At 38.8% G+C, this 19,748-nt stretch carries 14 protein-coding genes and 1 pseudogene; 13 read left to right on the top strand and 2 right to left on the bottom strand.

The window, feature by feature from the left end:
- On the top strand, positions 1-1,272 hold the full coding sequence (locus E0709_RS03855; protein WP_132301386.1) for a class II D-tagatose-bisphosphate aldolase non-catalytic subunit: 1,272 nt from the start codon (positions 1-3) through the stop codon (positions 1,270-1,272).
- A gap of 76 nt (positions 1,273-1,348) precedes the next feature.
- On the opposite strand, the pseudogene E0709_RS03860 reads toward E0709_RS03855, so the two are convergent.
- A pseudogene (locus E0709_RS03860) lies at positions 1,349-2,674 on the bottom strand (IS3 family transposase).
- 105 nt (positions 2,675-2,779) lie between these two features.
- A complete protein-coding gene (gene mnmC, locus E0709_RS03865) occupies positions 2,780-4,789 on the bottom strand; it encodes a bifunctional tRNA (5-methylaminomethyl-2-thiouridine)(34)-methyltransferase MnmC2/FAD-dependent 5-carboxymethylaminomethyl-2-thiouridine(34) oxidoreductase MnmC1 (protein ID WP_132301384.1) in 2,010 nt (669 codons plus the stop codon).
- Between the two features lie 141 nt (positions 4,790-4,930).
- Here mnmC and fabB point away from each other — a divergent pair, with 141 nt between their 5' ends.
- From fabB to E0709_RS03920, 12 genes are all read left to right on the top strand, one after another.
- Positions 4,931-6,151 (top strand): beta-ketoacyl-ACP synthase I, encoded by a 1,221-nt coding sequence (fabB, locus tag E0709_RS03870; protein WP_132301382.1) that lies wholly within the window; start codon positions 4,931-4,933, stop codon positions 6,149-6,151.
- 152 nt (positions 6,152-6,303) lie between these two features.
- Positions 6,304-8,580, top strand: a complete 2,277-nt coding sequence (gene gshAB / locus E0709_RS03875; RefSeq protein ID WP_132301380.1) for a bifunctional glutamate--cysteine ligase GshA/glutathione synthetase GshB — start codon at positions 6,304-6,306, stop codon at positions 8,578-8,580.
- A gap of 58 nt (positions 8,581-8,638) precedes the next feature.
- Positions 8,639-9,730, top strand: a complete 1,092-nt coding sequence (locus E0709_RS03880; RefSeq protein ID WP_132301378.1) for a PhoH family protein — start codon at positions 8,639-8,641, stop codon at positions 9,728-9,730.
- Positions 9,723-10,190 (top strand): rRNA maturation RNase YbeY, encoded by a 468-nt coding sequence (gene ybeY, locus E0709_RS03885; RefSeq protein ID WP_132301376.1) that lies wholly within the window; start codon positions 9,723-9,725, stop codon positions 10,188-10,190. Before E0709_RS03880 ends, ybeY begins: the two co-directional genes overlap by 8 nt.
- 77 nt (positions 10,191-10,267) lie before the next feature.
- Entirely contained in the window at positions 10,268-12,085 is a 1,818-nt protein-coding gene (locus E0709_RS03890) for a tRNA(Met) cytidine acetyltransferase TmcA (RefSeq protein ID WP_132301835.1), read from the top strand.
- A gap of 115 nt (positions 12,086-12,200) precedes the next feature.
- A complete protein-coding gene (locus E0709_RS03895) occupies positions 12,201-13,787 on the top strand; it encodes an AbgT family transporter (RefSeq protein ID WP_132301374.1) in 1,587 nt (528 codons plus the stop codon).
- Between the two features lie 76 nt (positions 13,788-13,863).
- A complete protein-coding gene (locus E0709_RS12275; protein WP_165867209.1) occupies positions 13,864-14,034 on the top strand; it encodes a DUF5363 domain-containing protein in 171 nt (56 codons plus the stop codon).
- A gap of 122 nt (positions 14,035-14,156) precedes the next feature.
- A complete protein-coding gene (locus E0709_RS03900; RefSeq protein ID WP_132301372.1) occupies positions 14,157-15,746 on the top strand; it encodes a carbon starvation CstA family protein in 1,590 nt (529 codons plus the stop codon).
- A 213-nt stretch (positions 15,747-15,959) separates the two neighbouring features.
- The gene (gene mraZ, locus E0709_RS03905; RefSeq protein ID WP_132301370.1) at positions 15,960-16,418 is read left to right on the top strand and encodes a division/cell wall cluster transcriptional repressor MraZ; all 459 of its coding nucleotides are present in this window, start codon (positions 15,960-15,962) and stop codon (positions 16,416-16,418) included.
- 189 nt (positions 16,419-16,607) lie between these two features.
- Positions 16,608-17,570, top strand: coding sequence for a 16S rRNA (cytosine(1402)-N(4))-methyltransferase RsmH (rsmH, locus tag E0709_RS03910; protein ID WP_132301368.1), 963 nt, complete (start codon positions 16,608-16,610; stop codon positions 17,568-17,570).
- Positions 17,571-17,906 carry a cell division protein FtsL gene (ftsL, locus tag E0709_RS03915; protein ID WP_132301366.1) on the top strand — a complete coding sequence of 112 codons (336 nt, stop codon included), beginning with the start codon at positions 17,571-17,573 and terminating at the stop codon, positions 17,904-17,906. It begins immediately after the preceding gene.
- Positions 17,903-19,738 (top strand): penicillin-binding transpeptidase domain-containing protein, encoded by a 1,836-nt coding sequence (locus E0709_RS03920; protein ID WP_132301364.1) that lies wholly within the window; start codon positions 17,903-17,905, stop codon positions 19,736-19,738. The genes ftsL and E0709_RS03920 overlap by 4 nt, the downstream gene beginning before the upstream one ends.
- Positions 19,739-19,748 lie beyond the last annotated feature (10 nt).

The following is a 19,748-nucleotide window of genomic DNA, read 5'->3' on the forward strand; positions in this document are numbered from 1 at the left end:
ATGAAAAAATTACCGATTAAAACCGTCGTCGAATCCTTGTTAAAACTACAACAAACAGGCGACAGTGCTACCTTGCTCGGTATCGGACCGATGTCCAAAAACTGTGTGCAAGCCGCATTAGAGTTATCCAAAGAATATGATTATCCCGTAATGTTTATCGCCAGTCGTAATCAAGTGGATTTGGACGAACTTGGCGGTGGCTATGTCAACGGCTGGAATCAATTTAGCTTTGCCAAAGCTGTAAAAGACGTGGCAGATGAGATTCAATACGACAATTTATATTATCTTTGCCGAGATCATGGTGGCCCTTGGCAACGAGATAAAGAACGTAACGATCATTTGCCTGTTGACCAAGCCATAGCGTTAGGACAACAATCTTACATTGGCGATATTGAAGCAGGTTTTGATTTGCTGATGATTGACCCCACCAAAGACCCGTTTGAAGTAGGCAAAGTCATTCCGCTGGATACCGTATTGGAAAGAACCGTGGAACTCATTGATTTCTGCGAAAAAGCTCGCAAACAACGTGGCATTGGCGAAATTGGTTACGAAGTGGGAACAGAAGAAACCAACGGCGGTTTAACGTCCACAGAAACCTATGAAGAATTTATTTTACGGCTACAAAAAGAACTCACTGCTCGCCAATTGCCAATGCCAACCTTTATTGTGGGACAAACTGGCACACTAGTGCGAAAAACCGAACAAGTGGGTAGTTTCAATTTTGACAATGCCTATAATTTGGCAAAAATGGCGAAAAAATACAATGTGGGATTAAAAGAACATAATGGCGATTATCTGGATGATAAATCGTTGTTAGAACACATTCCATCGCAAATCACTGCTACTAATGTGGCACCACAATATGGCAGCGTAGAAACTCGAGCTTATTTGAATTTAGCAGAAGTGGAACAAAAATTGGTGCAACAAGGACTAATCAAACAGCCGTCCAATACTCGCCAAGTGTTGCTGGAAGAAGCGGTACGCTGTGAACGTTGGCGGAAATGGATGATTGGCGACCAAACCAAATTAACCCTTGCAGAGATTGCGGATAATCCTGACATTGCCGAAGAAATTTTAGATATTGCAGGGCATTACAATTACAACAATGACCGAGTGAAAGGCGAAATTGAGCAACTTTATCAAAATTTAGCTGAACATCATATTGACGGTAAACGTTATGTGATTGATTTCTTAAAACGCCCAATGCGAGATTATGTGGAATGTTATAATTTGACAGGGGTCACTTCACGGATTAAGGCATTGTTAAGTTAATCATATAAATGAAATATAATCTAAACCGCGGTGAAAATTTTTGTAGATTTGATCTGCACCCCAAAAAGTTAGACACTTACATCAAGGACTGACGACGATATTGTATCGGACTCAGTCCTTTTAATTTTAACTGAATACGTTCTTCATTGTAATAGTGAACATACTCATCAATCATGATTTTAATTTCATCAACGGTCTTAAAAGATCTTCCGTAAAAACGTTCCGTTTTCATTCGACCGAAAAACTTTCCATTGCCGCATTATCTAAGCAGTTCCCTTTTCGGGACATGCTTTGCACTATCCCATTTTCTTGCAATATTCGCCGATAAGCTCGCATTTGATAATGCCAACCTTGATCCGAATGGAGGAGATCGTTTTCTCGCCTTTTGAACGCTTTTTCAATGCTTTTTGCAACATCGTTTCCACTAATGCCCAGTTTGGACTTTGGCTTGCATGATGTGCGATGAGTTCATTGTTAAATGTATCTAACATCGGCGAAAAGTAGAGTTTATTGCCATCTTCTGCCTTGAACTCCCTAATATCTGTTAACCATTTCTCATTCGGTTTGCTGGCGGTAAAATCACGTTTAAACCGATTTTCGGCAATTCTTCCAACTTCACCACGATAGGCATTATATTTTCGGCATTTTTTGCTTTTCACTTGCAAGCCCATTTCTCGCATAAGACGTTGAATTTTCTTGTGATTTACACCTTTCAACACTTCTTTTACACGGCGATAACCATATTCAGGGTGTTTTGCTTTTATCTTCCGAATTTCCGCTCTAAGCACTTCATCTTTATCCGTTTTAGGCTTGATATGATAGAAAAATACACTACGGGGAATCCCTGCAGTTTCAAGCAACAACGTCAATGGATAGCGTAATCTTAAGGCTTGGATGGCTTCTGCCGTTTCCTGTCTTCTCGTTTGATAATCTCGTCCAACTTTTTTAGAAAGTCGTTCTCCGCTCTCAATCTCAGGTTTTCAAGCTCAAGTTCTTCTAGCCGATTCTTGGGTTTTGGAGGCATTTTAGGATATTTTGGTTTCATCGTTTGGCGACCCTTTGATTTAGATAATAAGCCATTTATACCTTGTTTTTCAAAGAGTTTCAACCATTGGCTAATCATTTTGGAACTACTTAAACCAAAATGTAACGCCGCACCACGACCTGAAAATTGACCTAAGAGTACGCTTTGAACAACGTTAAATTTGAACTCTGGAGAATACGTTTGTTTGTGATGTCGAACAGCTAATCCACTACTGCCTGAATGTTTGAATTGCACAATCCATTGTCTAACCGTTTCAGGGGGTAGGTTAAAATGTTTTCGTGTTATAGATAGGCTTTCGTGATTTGTGAAGTAAAAATCAACGACTTGTTGTTTAAATGCTTGGTTGTATTTAGTCATAAAAATCTGCACCTTACTTAGTTGGTTATAGTCCAACTTTTGGGGTGCAGATCAATTTGTTCAGCGCGGTTTTTCAGTCTTGAATTTAAAATTGATATAAGAACCCTACACTACGCCCCCTTTTAATAATCGTCGCATCCAACTTCGATTTCCCACTAAATTATGTAAAATATCTTCACTTAATGGCAAAGGTTCGCCGTAAATTAATGAACCGAGTAGTTCTCCAAGCAAAGGTGCGGAGGTTAAACCTCGAGAACCTAAAGCACCGATGAAATATAAATTCAGGTGGTTAGCTGCGGGTACAATGGGTTGTTTTCTACGACGCAAGTTATAGATATTTTTGTAATCAATACATTGCTGTTCAAAATTGGGTACATTGCCGATTAAAGGCATGCGATCTCGCATAGCACAGCGAACGCCTACTCGGGCGAGATTATCCGATGTGTCCACGTCTTTTGTCCAAAGTGCAGTGATATTTTGTTGAATTTTTTGTTGGTTTTGTTGCTGTTCTTCAAGGCTAAAATGGCGAGTAGCATTGTCCCTAACGTGGCTAGCACCGATACAGTGGTTCGTTTTCGCCTGATCCACTGGCGTTAAATAACCATCATAGCAAAGCACGGTGTTTAATTTGAGTAAATTCTTACTAGTGGGAATTTGACCCACTTGTCCACGCACGGGATAGGTGGGAAGCGGTTGGGTTTGAGTAAAGTCGCTGATTTTGTGTCCGTTCGCCAGCACGACGATTTGATGTTGAAATTGTTCATTTTGTTGGTTGGTTAACATCCAGCTATCTTTTTGTCTCTGAAGTGCGGTAATTTTTTGCGATGTTTTTAGGGTTAAACCTAATTTTTTCAAGTAGGCAAAGCCGTTTTGTACAAATTGGCGTGGATTGAGCCATGCCCCTTGTGGAATAAAACCGCCACCAAAGGGTAAAGGCAAGCCGACAATATCGGATAATTGTTGTTGGTTGAGCGATTGATATAGGCTTTCATGCCATTGCTGTTGCGAAATTTTGGCTAATTTCACCGCACTTTTTTGATCGTAACCACACAATGCTACACCACAAAATTGATGTTCAAAATCAATCTGTTGAGAAAGATGACGCAGTTGTTGTTGACCGTAGGCAAAAGCATGAATGTAGAAACGAATGTTACGAAGATCGTCATCGCTTAACTGGGGATAAAATGCGCCTTGTTTGTTGCCTGATGCGTTTAAGGCAGGTTGTTCATCTTCACAATATAAGGTGACTTTTGCGCCACGTTGTAACAGGGCAAGTGCAGTAAAAAGTGACGCAATGCCACCGCCGATAATCACTATTTCCGCTTGTCGTTCAAATTGAGCGGGGTTGAAATGATACCAAGGAAAGGCAAACTGCGGTGTATTTTTCGTGAGTTTTTGACCAGTCAAACATTCTCGTTTTTTGCCAAAACCTTTGCGTTTTTGCACGGCAAAACCAGCCTTTTCTAAGCCTTTTCGCACCGCACTTGCTGCGGTGAAAGTGGCAAGAGTACCGTTAGGTTTGCTGTAACGATACATTTGCGTATAAAGTTGCTCGTTCCACATTTCGGGATTTTTACTGGGTGCAAAACCGTCTAAAAACCATGCATCAATGCGACTTTGCATATAGTCGCCGAGTTGCGGCAATTGCTCATTAATGTCGCCAAACCAGAGATCTAACGTTGTTTCTTCAAAATGAAAACGGTAACAGCCAGCAACAATAGGTTGTTGCCATTGAGCTTGTAATTGTTGAGCAATATTGATAAATTCTGGATAAATTTGTTGGGCTTGTTTTAGTTGTTCAAGGGGAATTGGGTATTTTTCAAAGGAAATAAAAAATAGGCGTTTTAATGGGGCTTGTGGATGTTGTTGACGAAATTGGCGGAATAAATCGGTGGTAATAAGAAAATTTAAACCGGTGCCAAAGCCTGTTTCGGCAATGACAAAATGGTGTTGTTCTGATTCTAGCCAGCGTTGCCAAAGTTGATTGCCTTGTTGAAATACATAACGGCTTTCGGCTAAACCATCTTGATTGCAAAAATAAATGTCATCAAATTGTTCAGAAACAGGGGTATTATCTTGATTAAAGTGAATTTCTGCCGATTCAACTTGTAGCATGATTTTATTCCTTTTTAGCAAATGGTTATTTTGCTATAATATCTCACTGGTCGAACAAATCAATTTTTACTTGAAAAAATTTCATTTCGTAGTAAGTTAGCCAAAAACTTTAAAAATTTCATTCATAAGGGAAAATAAGCAATGAGAAGAGCGGTTATCACTGGGTTCGGTATTGTTTCTAGTATTGGAAACAATAAAGAAGAAGTATTAGCGTCATTAAAAGCGGGTAAGTCAGGTATTGAATTTGTGCCTGAGTTTGCCGAAATAGGAATGCGTAGTCAGGTGGCTGGTACGGTTAAATTAAATCCGGCAGAGTTAATTGATCGTAAAGTTTATCGCTTTATGGGAGATGCTGCGGCTTATGCTTATCTTTCAATGAAAGAAGCGATTGAAGATTCTGGTTTAGCCGAAGATCAAGTTTCCAATGATCGTACTGGTTTAGTGATTGGTGCGGGTACCGGTTCTGCTCACAGCCAATTAATTGCTTGTGATGCAGTGCGTGGTCCGCGTGGTGTAAAAGCGGTAGGTCCTTATGCAGTCACTAAAACCATGGCATCTAGTGTATCCGCTTGTTTGGCTACGCCGTATAAAATTCGTGGCGTGAACTATTCCATTAGTTCTGCTTGTGCCACTTCTGCACATTGTATTGGACATGCCTTAGAACTTATTCAGTTGGGTAAACAAGATGTGGTTTTCGCTGGTGGCGCAGAAGAACTTTCTTGGGAATGTGCAACCGAATTTGATGCGATGGGTGCAGTTTCAACCAAATATAATGCTACGCCAACTAAAGCCTCTCGTGCCTATGATGCGAATCGTGATGGCTTTGTGATTGCTGGTGGTGGCGGAGTTGTCGTCGTGGAAGAATTAGAACATGCATTAGCGCGTGGTGCCAAAATCTATGCTGAAATCGTAGGTTATGGGGCGACTTCTGATGGTTATGATATGGTGGCTCCAAGCGGTGAAGGGGCGGAGCGTTGTATGAAACAAGCATTAGCAACGGTGGATACACCAGTAGATTATATCAATGTACATGGTACATCAACTCCGGTGGGCGATGTGAAAGAGTTGGGTGCGATACGTAATGTGTTTGGTGAACAAAAACCAGCCATTTCTTCCACTAAATCAATGACTGGTCATTCATTAGGGGCAGCAGGTGCGCATGAAGCGATTTATACGTTATTAATGTTGCATAATGATTTTATTGCACCAAGTATTAATATTGAAACGCTAGACGAACAGGCGGGAGGGTTAAATATTGTGACTGAAACTAAAGAAAATGCAGGTTTACAAACTGTGATGTCAAACAGCTTTGGTTTTGGTGGTACCAATGCCAGTTTAGTATTTAAACGTTATAATAAATAACTATATTATATTTGATTGACTAATTTAAATTAATTTAAAATAGTTGCTAGTCATCATGAGGTTAGCAACTATTTTTTATTATGGCGGGTAACACACTGGCATTTTAACAGAATATTTAAATTAATTAATTCCTGAATAAATAAGGAGATACGATGAAATTACAACAAATTATTAAACAACATCGCTTAGAATTACTGTTTCAACAAGGTTTGTTTGGGTTTGAAAAAGAAAGCCAACGAGTGTACGCCGATGGTTCGGTAGTGATAACCGAACACCCAAAAACCTTTGGTAACCGTTCTTATCACCCTTATATTCAGACAGATTTTGCCGAAAGTCAATTAGAACTGATTACCCCACCGAATAAAAAAATAGAAGACAGTTTGCGTTGGTTGTCCGCCATTCACGAAGTGGTATTACGCACAATTCCCGACAATGAATATATATTCCCTATGAGTATGCCAGCAGGGTTGCCATCAGCTGCTCAAATTAAAGTGGCGCAATTAGATAATCCTGAAGATGTGGCTTATCGTGAACATTTAGTTAAGTCTTATGGCAAAAATAAACAGATGGTGAGTGGAATCCACTATAATTTTCAATTAGATGCTGAATTAGTAAAAACCTTGTTTAACGCTCAAAATGAGATACAAAGTGAGGTGGAATTTCAAAATAATTTATATTTGAAAATTGCCAAAAACTTTTTGCGTTATCAATGGGTATTGTTGTATTTGTTGTCTGCTAGCCCTATGGTGGATGATGATTATTTTAAACATGGTGTACCAGAAGATTTAAGTCCGATTGTGCGGAGTTTGCGCTCAAGCGAATATGGCTATGTTAATGCTCCTGATGTAAACGTTTCTTTTGACAACATAAATACTTATGTGGAAAGTCTTGAACATTGTGTTAGTACAGGTAAACTGATTGCGGAGAAGGAATTTTATTCCAACGTACGTTTAAAAGGGGCAAAAAAAGCCCGTGACTTCTTGCAAACAGGAATTCAGTATTTAGAATTCCGTTTGTTTGATTTAAATCCTTTTGATCCCTATGGCATTAGCTTAAACGACGCAAAATTTATTCACTATTTTATTTTGTTAATGGCGTGGCTGGATGAAACTGCGACACAAGATGACGCGGAATTGGGTAAAGCCCGTTTATATGAAGTAGCATTAGAGGATCCGTTTACCTCCACCGCCTATGCGGAAGAAGGGGAATTATTGTTGATTGCTTTGTTGGATATGCTCAAAGAACTGGGGGTAGAGCAAACAGTAATAGAAATTGTGCAAGAAAAATTAACTCAATTTGCTCAACCGAACAAAACACTTTGTGCTAGATTGGTCGATGAAATTATCAAATTTGGTGGCTATCAACAGCTTGGGGCAAAATTAGCCAAACAATATAAGGCTCAAGCCTTTGAACGTTTTTATGCGTTGTCTGCTTTTGATAATATGGAATTATCTACGCAGGCTTTATTATTTGATGTCATTCAAAAAGGGATTAAAACTGAAATTTTAGATGAAAACGATCAGTTCCTTTGTTTACAACATGGTGAGCATATTGAATATGTGAAAAATGGTAATATGACCAGCCATGATAGTTATATTTCGCCATTGATTATGGAAAACAAAGTGGTCACTAAAAAAGTGTTGGCAAAAGCAGGCTTTAATGTGCCACAAAGCCTTGAATTTACCAGTCTTGAGCAAGCTATAGCAAGTTATGCTTTATTTGAGAATCGTGCTGTCGTCATTAAACCAAAATCCACTAACTACGGCTTAGGTATCACTATTTTCCAACAGGGGGTACAGAATCCTGATGATTTCGCTAAGGCGTTGGAAATTGCGTTTCGGGAAGATAAAGAAGTCATGGTGGAAGATTATTTGGTTGGTACGGAATATCGTTTCTTTGTGTTAGGTGATGAAACATTGGCGGTATTATTGCGCGTGCCAGCCAATGTAGTCGGTGATGGCGAGCGTACTGTTGCGGAATTAGTGGCACATAAAAATAATCATCCCTTGCGTGGTGATGGTAGCCGTACACCGCTAAAACGTATTGCGTTGGGCGAAATTGAACAGTTGCAATTAAAAGAGCAAGGCATGGATATTTTCAGTACACCAGCTCAAGGTCAGATTGTACAATTGCGTGCTAATTCTAATATCAGTACGGGGGGGGATAGCATTGATGTGACCGATGAAATGCACCCTAGTTACAAGGCGTTAGCGGTTGGCATAGCTAAAGCAATGGGCGCATCTGTATGCGGTGTGGATTTAATTATTCCCGATTTAACCAAACCTGCCGAGCTGAATTTGCAATCATGGGGTGTGATTGAAGCGAATTTTAATCCGATGATGATGATGCACATTTTCCCTTATCAAGGAAAGTCTAGACGCTTGACCTTAAATGTGATTAAAATGTTGTTTCCAGAGTTGAAAATCTAGCATTAACACCATAATCTTGATAGGATCTAGGCAACTAGATCCTATTTTATATAAAACTATGACCGAAAAATTAACCCAATACTTAACCTTATCTCCAACAGATAATGCTCGTTTGCAATCTTTGTGTGGTGCATTTGATGACAATTTAAAACTGATTGAAAAAGAATTTAATCTTTCTATTGCTCGCCGTGATTTCGACTTTACCATCCAATCTAATGATGAACAAGCTAAACCACATCACGCTAGTCTTCTCCAACGTGCGGGGCAATTAATTCAAAATTTATATCTGGAAACGGCTCCGATCAAAGGTAAAATCAAAGAGCTAGATTTAGAAGATGTGCATCTTGCGATTCAAGAAAGCCGAATGTTATCTCAAAGGGATCCGGATGAACGAATGGAAAGTAAGGTGTATGCGACCACGATTAAAACTAAAAGAGGTTTAATTAAACCCCGTGGAAAAAATCAAACGGAATATTTGCATCATATTTTAACTCACGATATTAGTTTTGGCATTGGACCCGCAGGCACAGGGAAAACCTTTTTAGCGGTTGCCGCGGCAGTGGAAGCCCTTGAACGACAAGAAATTCGCCGTATTTTACTTACTCGCCCTGCCGTGGAAGCCGGGGAAAAATTGGGCTTTTTACCCGGTGATCTGGGGTCGAAAATTGAGCCATATTTACGCCCACTTTATGATGCGCTATACGAAATGCTCGGCTTTGAGCGAGTAGAAAAATTGATGGAACGCAATGTGATTGAAATTGCACCGTTGGCTTATATGCGTGGACGGACGTTAAACGATAGCTTTATTATTTTAGACGAAAGTCAAAATACGACGGTTGAACAGATGAAAATGTTTTTAACGCGCATTGGTTTTAATTCTAAAGCAGTAATTACAGGCGATGTAACTCAAGTGGATTTACCACATTCGCAAAAGTCAGGCTTAAAACATGCCATTGAAGTATTATCTGGCGTACCTGAATTGAGCTTTAACTATTTTGATAGCCAAGATATTGTGCGACACCCAGTAGTGGCAAAAGTCGTACAGGCTTATGAAAAATGGGAAGCAGAAGATGAAATTCGTAAACAAAAATTCGCTGAACAAAAACGTTTAGCACGTGAACAATTAAAAACGAGTGTAGAAAATGAATAATGTGATCCTTGATTTACAAATTGCCAGTGAAAATCAAGATAATTTACCCACCTTAGCGCAATTTACTCATTGGGCAACCTGTGCCGTGCGAGCCGAAAGCCTTGAGCCAGAAATGACAATTCGCATTGTCGATGAAGCGGAAAGTCACGAGCTAAATTTGCGTTATCGTGGCAAAGACCGCCCGACTAATGTGTTGTCCTTTCCTTTTGAATGTCCTGATGAAGTAGAACTGCCGTTATTGGGCGATTTGGTGATTTGTCGTCAGGTGGTAGAAAAAGAAGCAGTTGAGCAAGGTAAACCACTGATCGCACATTGGGCACATCTGGTCGTGCATGGTAGCTTGCATTTGTTAGGTTATGACCATATTGAACAAGATGAAGCCGAGGAAATGGAAAGCCTAGAAACGGAAATTATGCTCGGACTAGGTTTTGAAGATCCATATTCTTATGATGAAGAATAATGCGTGAACGTCAGTTAATTCCTTATTTTGACAAAGAAAAACCGTTTTTCCTATTCCAAAACCGTGGAAGCGGGCTTATGTGTCCGTCCGAAAATACACCATTAATATTAAATTCACAAAATTTTTTGCATGCAAGAAACTTACTCGGGCAAGAATTTGAGCACATTCTTTTTGATGCAAGAACCACATTAAATTTAGATGCGTTAGCCATTGCTATTGGCACATTAAAGGCTGGTGGTACTTTAGTTTTATGGTTAGATTCTAAGGATCATATTGATTTAGATAGTCGTCGCTGGTCAGGGGTGGAAAAGGGGATTATAACCCCTAATTTTAATCGACATTTTTATCGATTATTGCAATCCTTTTTATTTCTATCTGAACATTCTACTCCGTCTTTTATAGGCGGACGCATCGGTCCGCCACTACGTAACCATCATCAATCCCCTACAATAGAACAACAAAATATCATTCAAAAAATACTGACATCACCTGCCGATGTAGCCATTCTCACAGCCAAGCGTGGGCGGGGAAAATCTGCTTTATTAGGCATGTTGAGTGATGAAATTAAACACAAAAAATGTTGGTTGACTGCACCGAATAAAAGTGCGGTGAAAACCTTGCAAGATTTTGCCAAACAACCCATAATTTTTATCGCGCCAGATGATCTTTGCCAACAAATTCAACAAGATCCAACACAATATCAACAAGATTGGCTTTTAATTGACGAAGCCGCAATGTTACCCTTGCCTGTATTGCATCAGTTAGTTAGCACTTTCGAGCGTATTGTGATTAGCACTACCATGCATAGCTATGAAGGCACTGGTCGGGGATTTTTACTTAAATTTTTAGCTAATTTACACCGCACTTTTCAACAGTTTGAATTAATTGAACCTCTACGTTGGGCGAAAGGGGATAAGCTTGAGAAATTTATTGAAGCATTGTTATTGCTGGAAGCGGAAGATAATTTTATTCAACCTGAATATGATCCACAAACTGCAATGCAAATTCGTCAAATTTCGCAAAGTGAAATTGTAAAAAAGATTGTTGATTTTTACGGCTTACTTAGTTTAGCACATTACCGCACAACCCCTCTTGATTTACGCCGTTTATTTGATGCACCACAACAGCGTTTTTATCTTGCTGAGAATGAAGAATATTTGCTGGGTGGACTATGGTTAATGCAAGAAGGTGGTTTTCAATCAATGGCGTTAATTGAAAAAATTTGCCGTGGCGAACGTCGTCCACAAGGTAATCTTGTGGTGCAATCTTTGGCTTTTCAGGCAAATTTACCACAGGCTTGTCAATTGCACTCCTTACGGATTTCGCGTATTGCGGTGCAGCCTAAATGGCAACAGCATGGTTTAGGGCAACAATTAATTCAGACCTTAATTGAGCAAAATGATGTGGATTTTATTTCAGTAAGTTTTGGTTACACCGAAGCATTATTTCATTTTTGGCGAAAGTGCGGTTTTGTGTTGGTGCAAATAAGCAGTTATAAAGAAGCCAGTAGTGGTTGTTATTCGATGATAATGTTACGCCCGATTTCTGTCGCAGGGGAATGCGTAGTTAAAAAAGCTCAAGTCTATTTTCAGCGAAATTTTCCGTTTTCTTTTCATCCTTTAAAGAAAAAATTTACTTTTCCATTAGATTGTCAATTAACCGATGATGATATACATATTTTGAAAAATTTTGCTTTTTTTCACCGCACTTTATTTTCAAGTATAGGGGCAATTCGGCGTTTAATGGCAATTTCTGATGTGCAGCATTGTCCATTGTTAATGGATTATTGCCAACGCAAAGAAAAAGATGTCCAATTAATGGGGGGGAAAAAAAATTGGTTAAAGCAGTGCCGTTTAGAGGTGGCTCATTTGCTTACTCAAAATAATATCGTTTAGTTAGAATGTTGTGTAGATATCATGTTATTCCTATGTAATAAAATATTTGCTTTATTGTTGAATTATGGTTTAATCAGGCAGAGTTTAATTATATATCGATCTAAAGGGGATATTTATGCAAAATAACCAATATCAACCTATTATCAAAGGTAATAAGATGCAACGCTTTTTAAAAGGTGTTGAATGGCTAGGTAATCTGTTACCGCATCCCGTGATGTTATTTATTTGGATGTGCGTATTGTTATTGATTTTATCGGCAGTATTATCTTATTTTAATGTATCAGTGATTGATCCACGTCCTGAAGGCGCGAAAGGACGTAGTGCTGAAGGTATGATTTATGTCGTTAATTTATTAAACGGTGAAGGACTTGCTCGTATCGTTGATAATTTAGTGAAAAATTTCACGAGTTTTGTGCCTTTAGGTACTGTGTTAGTCGCCTTATTAGGGGTAGGTATTGCAGAGCATTCAGGTATGATTTCTGCTGGTTTACGTGGTTTGGTGATAAATGCCCCACGCAAATTAGTTACGTTAGTTGTTGTATTTGCAGGTATTATGTCAAACACCGCAGCAGAGCTTGGGTATGTAGTGTTGATTCCTTTAGCCGCCATGGTTTTTCATTCTTTAGGTCGTCATCCCTTAGCTGGGCTAGCGGCAGCCTTTGCTGGTGTTTCGGGCGGTTATAGTGCAAATTTATTATTAGGTACAGTAGATCCGCTATTATCTGGGATTAGTCAAGAAGCAGCTCGTATTATTTCACCTGATTATGTAGTAGGGGCGGAAGCAAACTGGTATTTCATGTTTGTGAGTACGTTCTTGATTAGTGGATTAGGTTATTTTGTTACCGAAAAAATTGTCGAACCAAATTTAGGTAAATATAATCCAAATGATGCCGATGATTCGACAGTGTTAGAATCCAAAATTGAACCTTTAACGGCTCTTGAGAAAAAAGGCTTGCTTTGGGCGGGTATTAGCATGTTAATTTTCTGTTTATTGCTTGCTTGGACTATTGTGCCTGAAAGTGGTATTCTACGTAACCCGAAAACGGGTGAGGTGGCAGGTTCACCTTTTTTGCACGGTATTGTGGTATTTATTTTTGTATTTTTCTCTGTACCTGGTTATATTTATGGGCGCATTACAGGTTCAATGAAAGAGAGTAAAGATGCGATTAATGCTATGAGTAAAGCGATGTCATCTCTTTCTATGTATGTCGTATTGGTCTTCTTTGCAGCACAATTTGTAGCTTTTTTTAACTGGACAAACCTAGGCTCTGTCACCGCAGTAAAAGGGGCGGAGTTCTTACAACATATCGGTTTAACTGGTCCATTGCTATTAGTTGGGTTTATTTTTGTCTGTGCATTTATTAATCTTATGTTAGGTTCTGCATCAGCACAATGGGCAATTACAGCACCTATTTTTGTGCCTATGCTCATGTTAACTGGCTATGCACCAGAAATGATCCAAGCTGCTTATCGAATTGGAGACAGTACCACGAATATTATTACACCAATGATGAGTTATTTTGGTTTAATTATGGCAATGGCAATTCGTTATAAACGAGATACAGGTATCGGAACCTTAATGGCAATGATGTTACCGTATTCCATTATTTTTTTAGTGGGTTGGATATTGCTGTTTTATATTTGGGTGTTTGTATTCGGTTTGCCTGTAGGTCCTGGTTCTGCTACTTTCTATACGCCTTAATTCGTTATACAATAAAAAACAGCTTGCAGGCTGTTTTTTTATTTATGGTAACAAACAGAGAAAAAGGGAGTAAAGTATGACCGAACAAACAAAACCCAAAAGTTGGTTGCGTAACGCCTTAGATAAATATAATAAATTTTGCGATGAATTAGGAGTTAATCAAGGTACCTGCCGTGGTTGTGTGCCGGTGGTAAAATTTGATCCAGAGCCTGAACAAAAAAAGCAAAATAATAACGAAAAAGTGTGATCATTATCACACTTTTAGTATATTTTTAAGGGTAATATGAAATCTTAGTTTACTTTATTTTAACAACTCCCTACAATCCGCACACTGACTATTTAATTTCATTTTTGTTGAGGGTTTTTCCTATGTTGTGGTTCTTTTTCTGTGTAGCCATTTTAGTATTTGGCTATTTTACTTATGGCAAATTTATTGAAAAAATTTTTGTTATCAATCCAAATCGTACTACGCCGGCTTATTCTGATCAAGATGGCGTGGATTATATGCCGATGTCAAAAACCAAGATCTGGTTAATTCAATTATTAAATATTGCGGGTACAGGTCCTATTTTTGGTCCGATTCTAGGGGCATTATATGGGCCAGTAGCAATGCTTTGGATTGTGATTGGTTGTATTTTTGCCGGGGCGGTACATGATTATTTTTGTGGTATGTTGAGTATTCGTAATGGCGGAGCAACCATGCCGTATTTAGCGGGTAAATTTTTAGGAAAACCCGTTAAAGTATTTATTAATGTGATGGCATTGATACTCTTGTTGTTGGTGGGGGTGGTATTTGTGGCAAGTCCCGCACAATTATTGAGTACAATTACTTTTGATGTGCTAGGTTCAAGTTCGTCTGCAATCAATTTAGGTAATCCGGAAGAAATTCATCGCGTCGTGGAAACAGCAAAAGATCTCACTGTTTGGGGGATGGATAAAGCTACGGTAATTTCAGTTTGGACGCTCATTATTTTTGCATATTATATTTTTGCGACCTTATTACCGATTGATAAAATTATTGGTCGTGTATATCCATTATTTGGAGCGTTGTTACTCTTTATGTCAGTGGGGATGGTTTATGGGTTAGTGAGTTCACATTTGAGTGCTGCCGATCCTATTGAATTTTTCCGCACGGTAAACGCTGATGGAGCGGGGTTAACTTGGGAAAAATTCACCCAGAATTTCCAAGTGAAAGGTGATGTGCCGATTTGGCCATTATTATTCTTAACCATTTCTTGTGGTGCACTATCTGGTTTCCACGCTACACAAACCCCATTAATGGCACGTTGTGCAGAAAATGAAAAAGAAGGTCGTTTTATTTTCTACGGTGCGATGATTGCTGAAGGGGTGATTGCCTTAGTGTGGTGTATGGTAGGATTAGCTTTCTATGAAAATCCACAAGCCTTACAAGATGCGATTTCTGCCGGTTCACCGTCTAAAGTGGTGTATGACAGTTCATTACATTTCTTAGGCTTTATCGGCGGTATTTTCGCCGTGCTAGGTGTGGTGGTGTTGCCGATTACTTCTGGTGATACCGCATTCCGGGCTGCGCGTTTACAAATAGCAGAAATTTTCAAACTTGAACAGCATTCATTAACCAAACGGTTGATAATTGCAGTGCCGTTATTTGCACTTGGTTTTGTGGTGTCTAAATTAGACTTTAGCGTATTATGGCGTTATTTCACTTGGGCGAACCAAATGACAGCTATGGTAATGTTATGGACAGCAGCGGGTTATTTGTATCGTTACAATAAATTCCATTGGGTTGCCTCCATTCCTGCTTGGTTCATGAGTAGTGTTTGTTTTACCTATTTAGCCTATAATAAAATTGGTTTCGGTTTAGATTATGAACTCTCTTGTTATATTGGTTTAGGTTTAACCGTGTTTTGTGTGATCTTGTTCTTTGCATTCCTTAAACCGTTAGGTGATGGTGATCCAGAAGCATTAGTGACTGAATAGCACAGCAAATTTATCAAATTTAACCGCACTTTGATTGAAAAATCAAAGTGCGGTTTTTTGTAAGAAAAATTTATTTTACTGTATAAAGCGCTTGTCAATTAATCTATCTAAGTATAGAATTGGAAAAAATGTGGGAAAAAGTGGAGTTTTGTGTTGAATAATTTCACTTGATACGGCATTATTAATGAAATAAGGCTTATGTAAAGGCAAAATATGTTTCGTGGTGCATCAGCGGTTAATTTAGATACAAAGGGACGCCTTGCGATCCCAACTCGCTATCGTGCCGAAATTATTGAGCAAAACCAAGGACAATTAGTCTGTACGGTAGATATTCGCCAGCCTTGTTTATTGTTATATCCTTTGAGCGAATGGGAGATCATTGAGCAAAAGTTATTGGCGTTGTCAAATTTTGATCCAGTTCAACGCAGTTTGCAACGTGTCATGTTAGGGTATGCCACGGAATGTGAATTAGACAATGCAGGAAGAATTTTAGTTAGTGCGCCATTACGTCAACATGCAAAATTGGAAAAAAATATTATGTTGGTAGGACAGCTTAATAAATTTGAGATTTGGTCTGAAACGGAATGGAATGCACAAATTGAACAAGACATTGCATTAGGTTCAAGCGGACAATTTGCCTTGTCAGAAGCATTAAAAATGCTCTCTTTATAAAATTATAAAAATAGTAGCACTAGCAAACTCGTATAAACGACAAAGATCGTATAGCGAGATAATAAAAAGGTAAGCGAGCTAGGATGCTAATTTCGGTTTTTTAGCTCTGCAAACCTTAACTTAAAGAGAAACAGTCCCTAGCGAATTCCTTTCTTTTTGTAATTAATTTTAATTTTTGGGATAATTTTTATGAACTCGCAAAATACCTTATGTCCAGCCCATACCACTGTTTTACTTCATGAAGCAGTGGACGGTTTGGCATTAAAAGAAAAAGGTATTTATATTGACGGTACATTTGGTCGTGGTGGTCATTCTCGTTTAATCCTTTCTCAACTGGCAAACAATGGTCGCTTAATTGCGATTGATCGTGATCCGCAAGCTATTGCCGAAGCTAATAAAATTCAAGATGCTCGTTTTCAGATTGAACATAACAGTTTTTCTGCGATGCCTAACATTTGCGAAAAATTAGGTTTAGTTGGCAAGATTGACGGTATTTTACTCGATCTTGGCGTATCCTCCCCACAGCTAGATGACGCTGAACGGGGTTTTAGCTTTATGAAAGACGGTCCATTAGATATGCGAATGGATACCAGTAAAGGACAATCAGCTACAGAATGGTTGGCTAACGTCAGTGAAAGCGATTTAGCTTGGGTGCTGAAGACCTTTGGCGAAGAACGTTTTGCCAAACGGATTGCTGGTGCTATTGTGAATTACAACAAAAACGCGATACAAAATAATCAACCAATTTTACACCGCACTTTGCAATTAGCGGAACTTATTGCGAGTGCTGTGCCATTTAAAGATAAATATAAACATCCAGCTACACGTAGTTTTCAAGCGATTCGGATTTTTATTAATGCGGAATTAGATGAACTGGAAAGCGTGCTAAACTCAGCAGTGAAATTGCTCGCACCACAAGGACGTTTATCCATTATTAGTTTCCATTCCCTTGAAGATAGAATGGTTAAACATTTTATGCGTAAGCAAAGCAAGGGTGAAGATATTCCAAAAGGCTTGCCGTTGCGTGAAGATCAGATTCAGCGTAATCAAACTTTAAAAACTATCGGTAAGGCGATTCAAGCCAGTGAACAAGAAATTGCATTAAATCCACGTTCACGTAGTGCAGTATTACGTATAGCGGAGAAACTGTAAATGAATGTGAATGAGCCATTACTAAATAGTCAACGCTATCCATTACAACATATTTTAATTCAGGATATTTTTGCTGCGAATAAATTCGCTTTTTGTTTATTGTTCGCCATTGTGATTACGGCCATTGGTACGGTGTGGATTACTTACCAAACTCGAGCCTTAATTTCTCAGAAAAGTGCGTTAACAGTACAAAAAGAAGATCTTGAGAATGAATATGTGAATTTAAGATTAGAAGAAACCACCTTAAGTAATAATAGTCGCATTGAATCCATTGCCATTAATAGCTTAGGGATGAATCGTGTTAAACCAGAACAAGAAGTGGTGATTTTAGAATGAAAGTGAAATTTAATTCAACACGCCATCAAGCGAAATCAAAAAGTGCGGTGAAAAAATCCGTTAATTCTACCCGTGTCAAGTCTAACAAGCCAGTGAACATTTATGAAAAAAGTTTCTTAAAAGGGCGTTATCGTTGGGCGATGGGTTTTGTCTGTTTTGGATTGTTTGCTTTAGTCGCTCGTGCTGCGTTTGTGCAAACCATTAATGTGGAAACCTTTAATGATGAAGCGGATAAACGCTCTTTGCGTGAGCAAAAAGTGTTATCCGCTCGTGGTTCTATTTTAGATCGTAATGGACAAATGTTGTCGGTCAGTGTGCCGATGTATAACATTAAAGCGGATCCGAAATTTATTTTAGAAGGCAATTATTTAGCCGATCAAGAACGTTGGAAAGCTTTAGCCTCGTCACTTAATATGAAATATCAAGATTTGGTGGCAAAAATTGAGAATAAACCGAAATCTCGAGATATTATTTTAGGTCGCCAAGTGACAAAAAATGTGGCGGATTATGTGCATCAATTAAAAATCCCCGGTATTGTGTTTGAAAATGATTTCCGTCGTTTTTATCCAAGAGCGGAAGAAACGGCGCATTTAATCGGTTTTACTGATATTGATAATAATGGCATTGAAGGGATTGAGAAAAGTTTAAATAACGATTTAATCGGTAAAGCTGGTTTGCGATCTTATCGTAAAGATAAAAAAGGCAATATTGTGGAAGAAATTGCCGATGTGAAAAAATATGCAGCGCATGATGTGGTGTTGAGTATTGATGAAAAATTACAATCCATGGTGTATCGTGAAATTGCTAAAGCCGTAGAAGAAAATAAGGCGAATTCCGGTACGGCCGTGTTAGTTGATGTGCGTACTGGCGAAGTATTAGCTATGGCTAACGCACCATCTTATAATCCAAATAAACGTGCGGGCATCTCTAATGAGTTAATGCGTAACCGTGCGGTAACTGATACTTTTGAACCGGGTTCAACAGTAAAACCTTTTGTGGTGTTAACCGCATTGCAACGGGGAGCTGTGAAACGTAATGAAATTATTAATACTGGACCTTTAGTATTAAATGGTAAAGAGGTCAGAGACGTGGCTCCACGTAATCAACAAACTTTAGATGAAATTTTAGAAAATTCATCTAACCGTGGGGTAAGTCGTCTTGCCTTGCGTATGCCACCATCAGCCTTAATGGAAACCTATCAAAATGCAGGTTTAGGTAAATTAACCAATTTAGGTTTAGGGGGAGAACAGGCAGGTATGCTAGGTGCGAATCGTCAACGTTGGTCTGAGATTGAACGTGCTAACGTGGCGTTTGGTTATGGTATCAATGCCACACCCTTACAAATTGCTCGAGCTTATATTACGCTAGGTAGTTTTGGTATTTATCGTCCATTATCAATTACTAAAGTGGATCCACCGGTAATTGGCAATCGTGTTTTTTCCGAAAAAATTACCAAAGATGTGGTGCATATGATGGAAAAAGTGGCGATTAAAAATAAACGAGCCATGGTAGAAGGCTATCGGGTCGCGATTAAAACAGGGACGGCGAAAAAATTAGAAAAAGGGCATTATGTGGATAAATATATGGCCTATACCGCAGGGCTTGCACCCGTGACGGATCCACGTTTTGCTTTAGTGATTTTAATTGATGATCCTAAGGCGGGACAATATTATGGTGGTGCTATCTCTGCACCTGTATTCTCAAGTATTATGGGCTATGCGTTACGTACTTATAATGTTACGCCAGATTCCGAAGAAAGTACGGCAAATATCAGAAATATTAAACGTGTGGTACGATTAACCGATAAAATAGACAGAAAACAAACAAATTAAGTGAGAAAAA

The organism is Lonepinella koalarum (assembly GCF_004565475.1).
Classification (GTDB): Bacteria; Pseudomonadota; Gammaproteobacteria; order Enterobacterales; family Pasteurellaceae; genus Lonepinella; species Lonepinella koalarum.

Bases quoted from the DNA above. Each gene is read 5' to 3' on its own strand.
- gshAB (WP_132301380.1), top strand. From the start codon at position 6,304: ATGAAATTACAACAAATTATTAAACAACATCGCTTAGAATTACTGTTT.
- ftsL (WP_132301366.1), top strand. From the start codon at position 17,571: ATGAATGTGAATGAGCCATTACTAAATAGTCAACGCTATCCATTACAA.
- E0709_RS03855 (WP_132301386.1), top strand. From the start codon at position 1: ATGAAAAAATTACCGATTAAAACCGTCGTCGAATCCTTGTTAAAACTA.
- rsmH (WP_132301368.1), top strand. From the start codon at position 16,608: ATGAACTCGCAAAATACCTTATGTCCAGCCCATACCACTGTTTTACTT.
- E0709_RS03880 (WP_132301378.1), top strand. From the start codon at position 8,639: ATGACCGAAAAATTAACCCAATACTTAACCTTATCTCCAACAGATAAT.
- E0709_RS03920 (WP_132301364.1), top strand. From the start codon at position 17,903: ATGAAAGTGAAATTTAATTCAACACGCCATCAAGCGAAATCAAAAAGT.
- E0709_RS12275 (WP_165867209.1), top strand. From the start codon at position 13,864: ATGACCGAACAAACAAAACCCAAAAGTTGGTTGCGTAACGCCTTAGAT.
- mraZ (WP_132301370.1), top strand. From the start codon at position 15,960: ATGTTTCGTGGTGCATCAGCGGTTAATTTAGATACAAAGGGACGCCTT.
- E0709_RS03890 (WP_132301835.1), top strand. From the start codon at position 10,268: ATGTGTCCGTCCGAAAATACACCATTAATATTAAATTCACAAAATTTT.
- E0709_RS03900 (WP_132301372.1), top strand. From the start codon at position 14,157: ATGTTGTGGTTCTTTTTCTGTGTAGCCATTTTAGTATTTGGCTATTTT.
- ybeY (WP_132301376.1), top strand. From the start codon at position 9,723: ATGAATAATGTGATCCTTGATTTACAAATTGCCAGTGAAAATCAAGAT.
- fabB (WP_132301382.1), top strand. From the start codon at position 4,931: ATGAGAAGAGCGGTTATCACTGGGTTCGGTATTGTTTCTAGTATTGGA.
- E0709_RS03895 (WP_132301374.1), top strand. From the start codon at position 12,201: ATGCAAAATAACCAATATCAACCTATTATCAAAGGTAATAAGATGCAA.
- mnmC (WP_132301384.1), bottom strand. From the start codon at position 4,789: ATGCTACAAGTTGAATCGGCAGAAATTCACTTTAATCAAGATAATACC.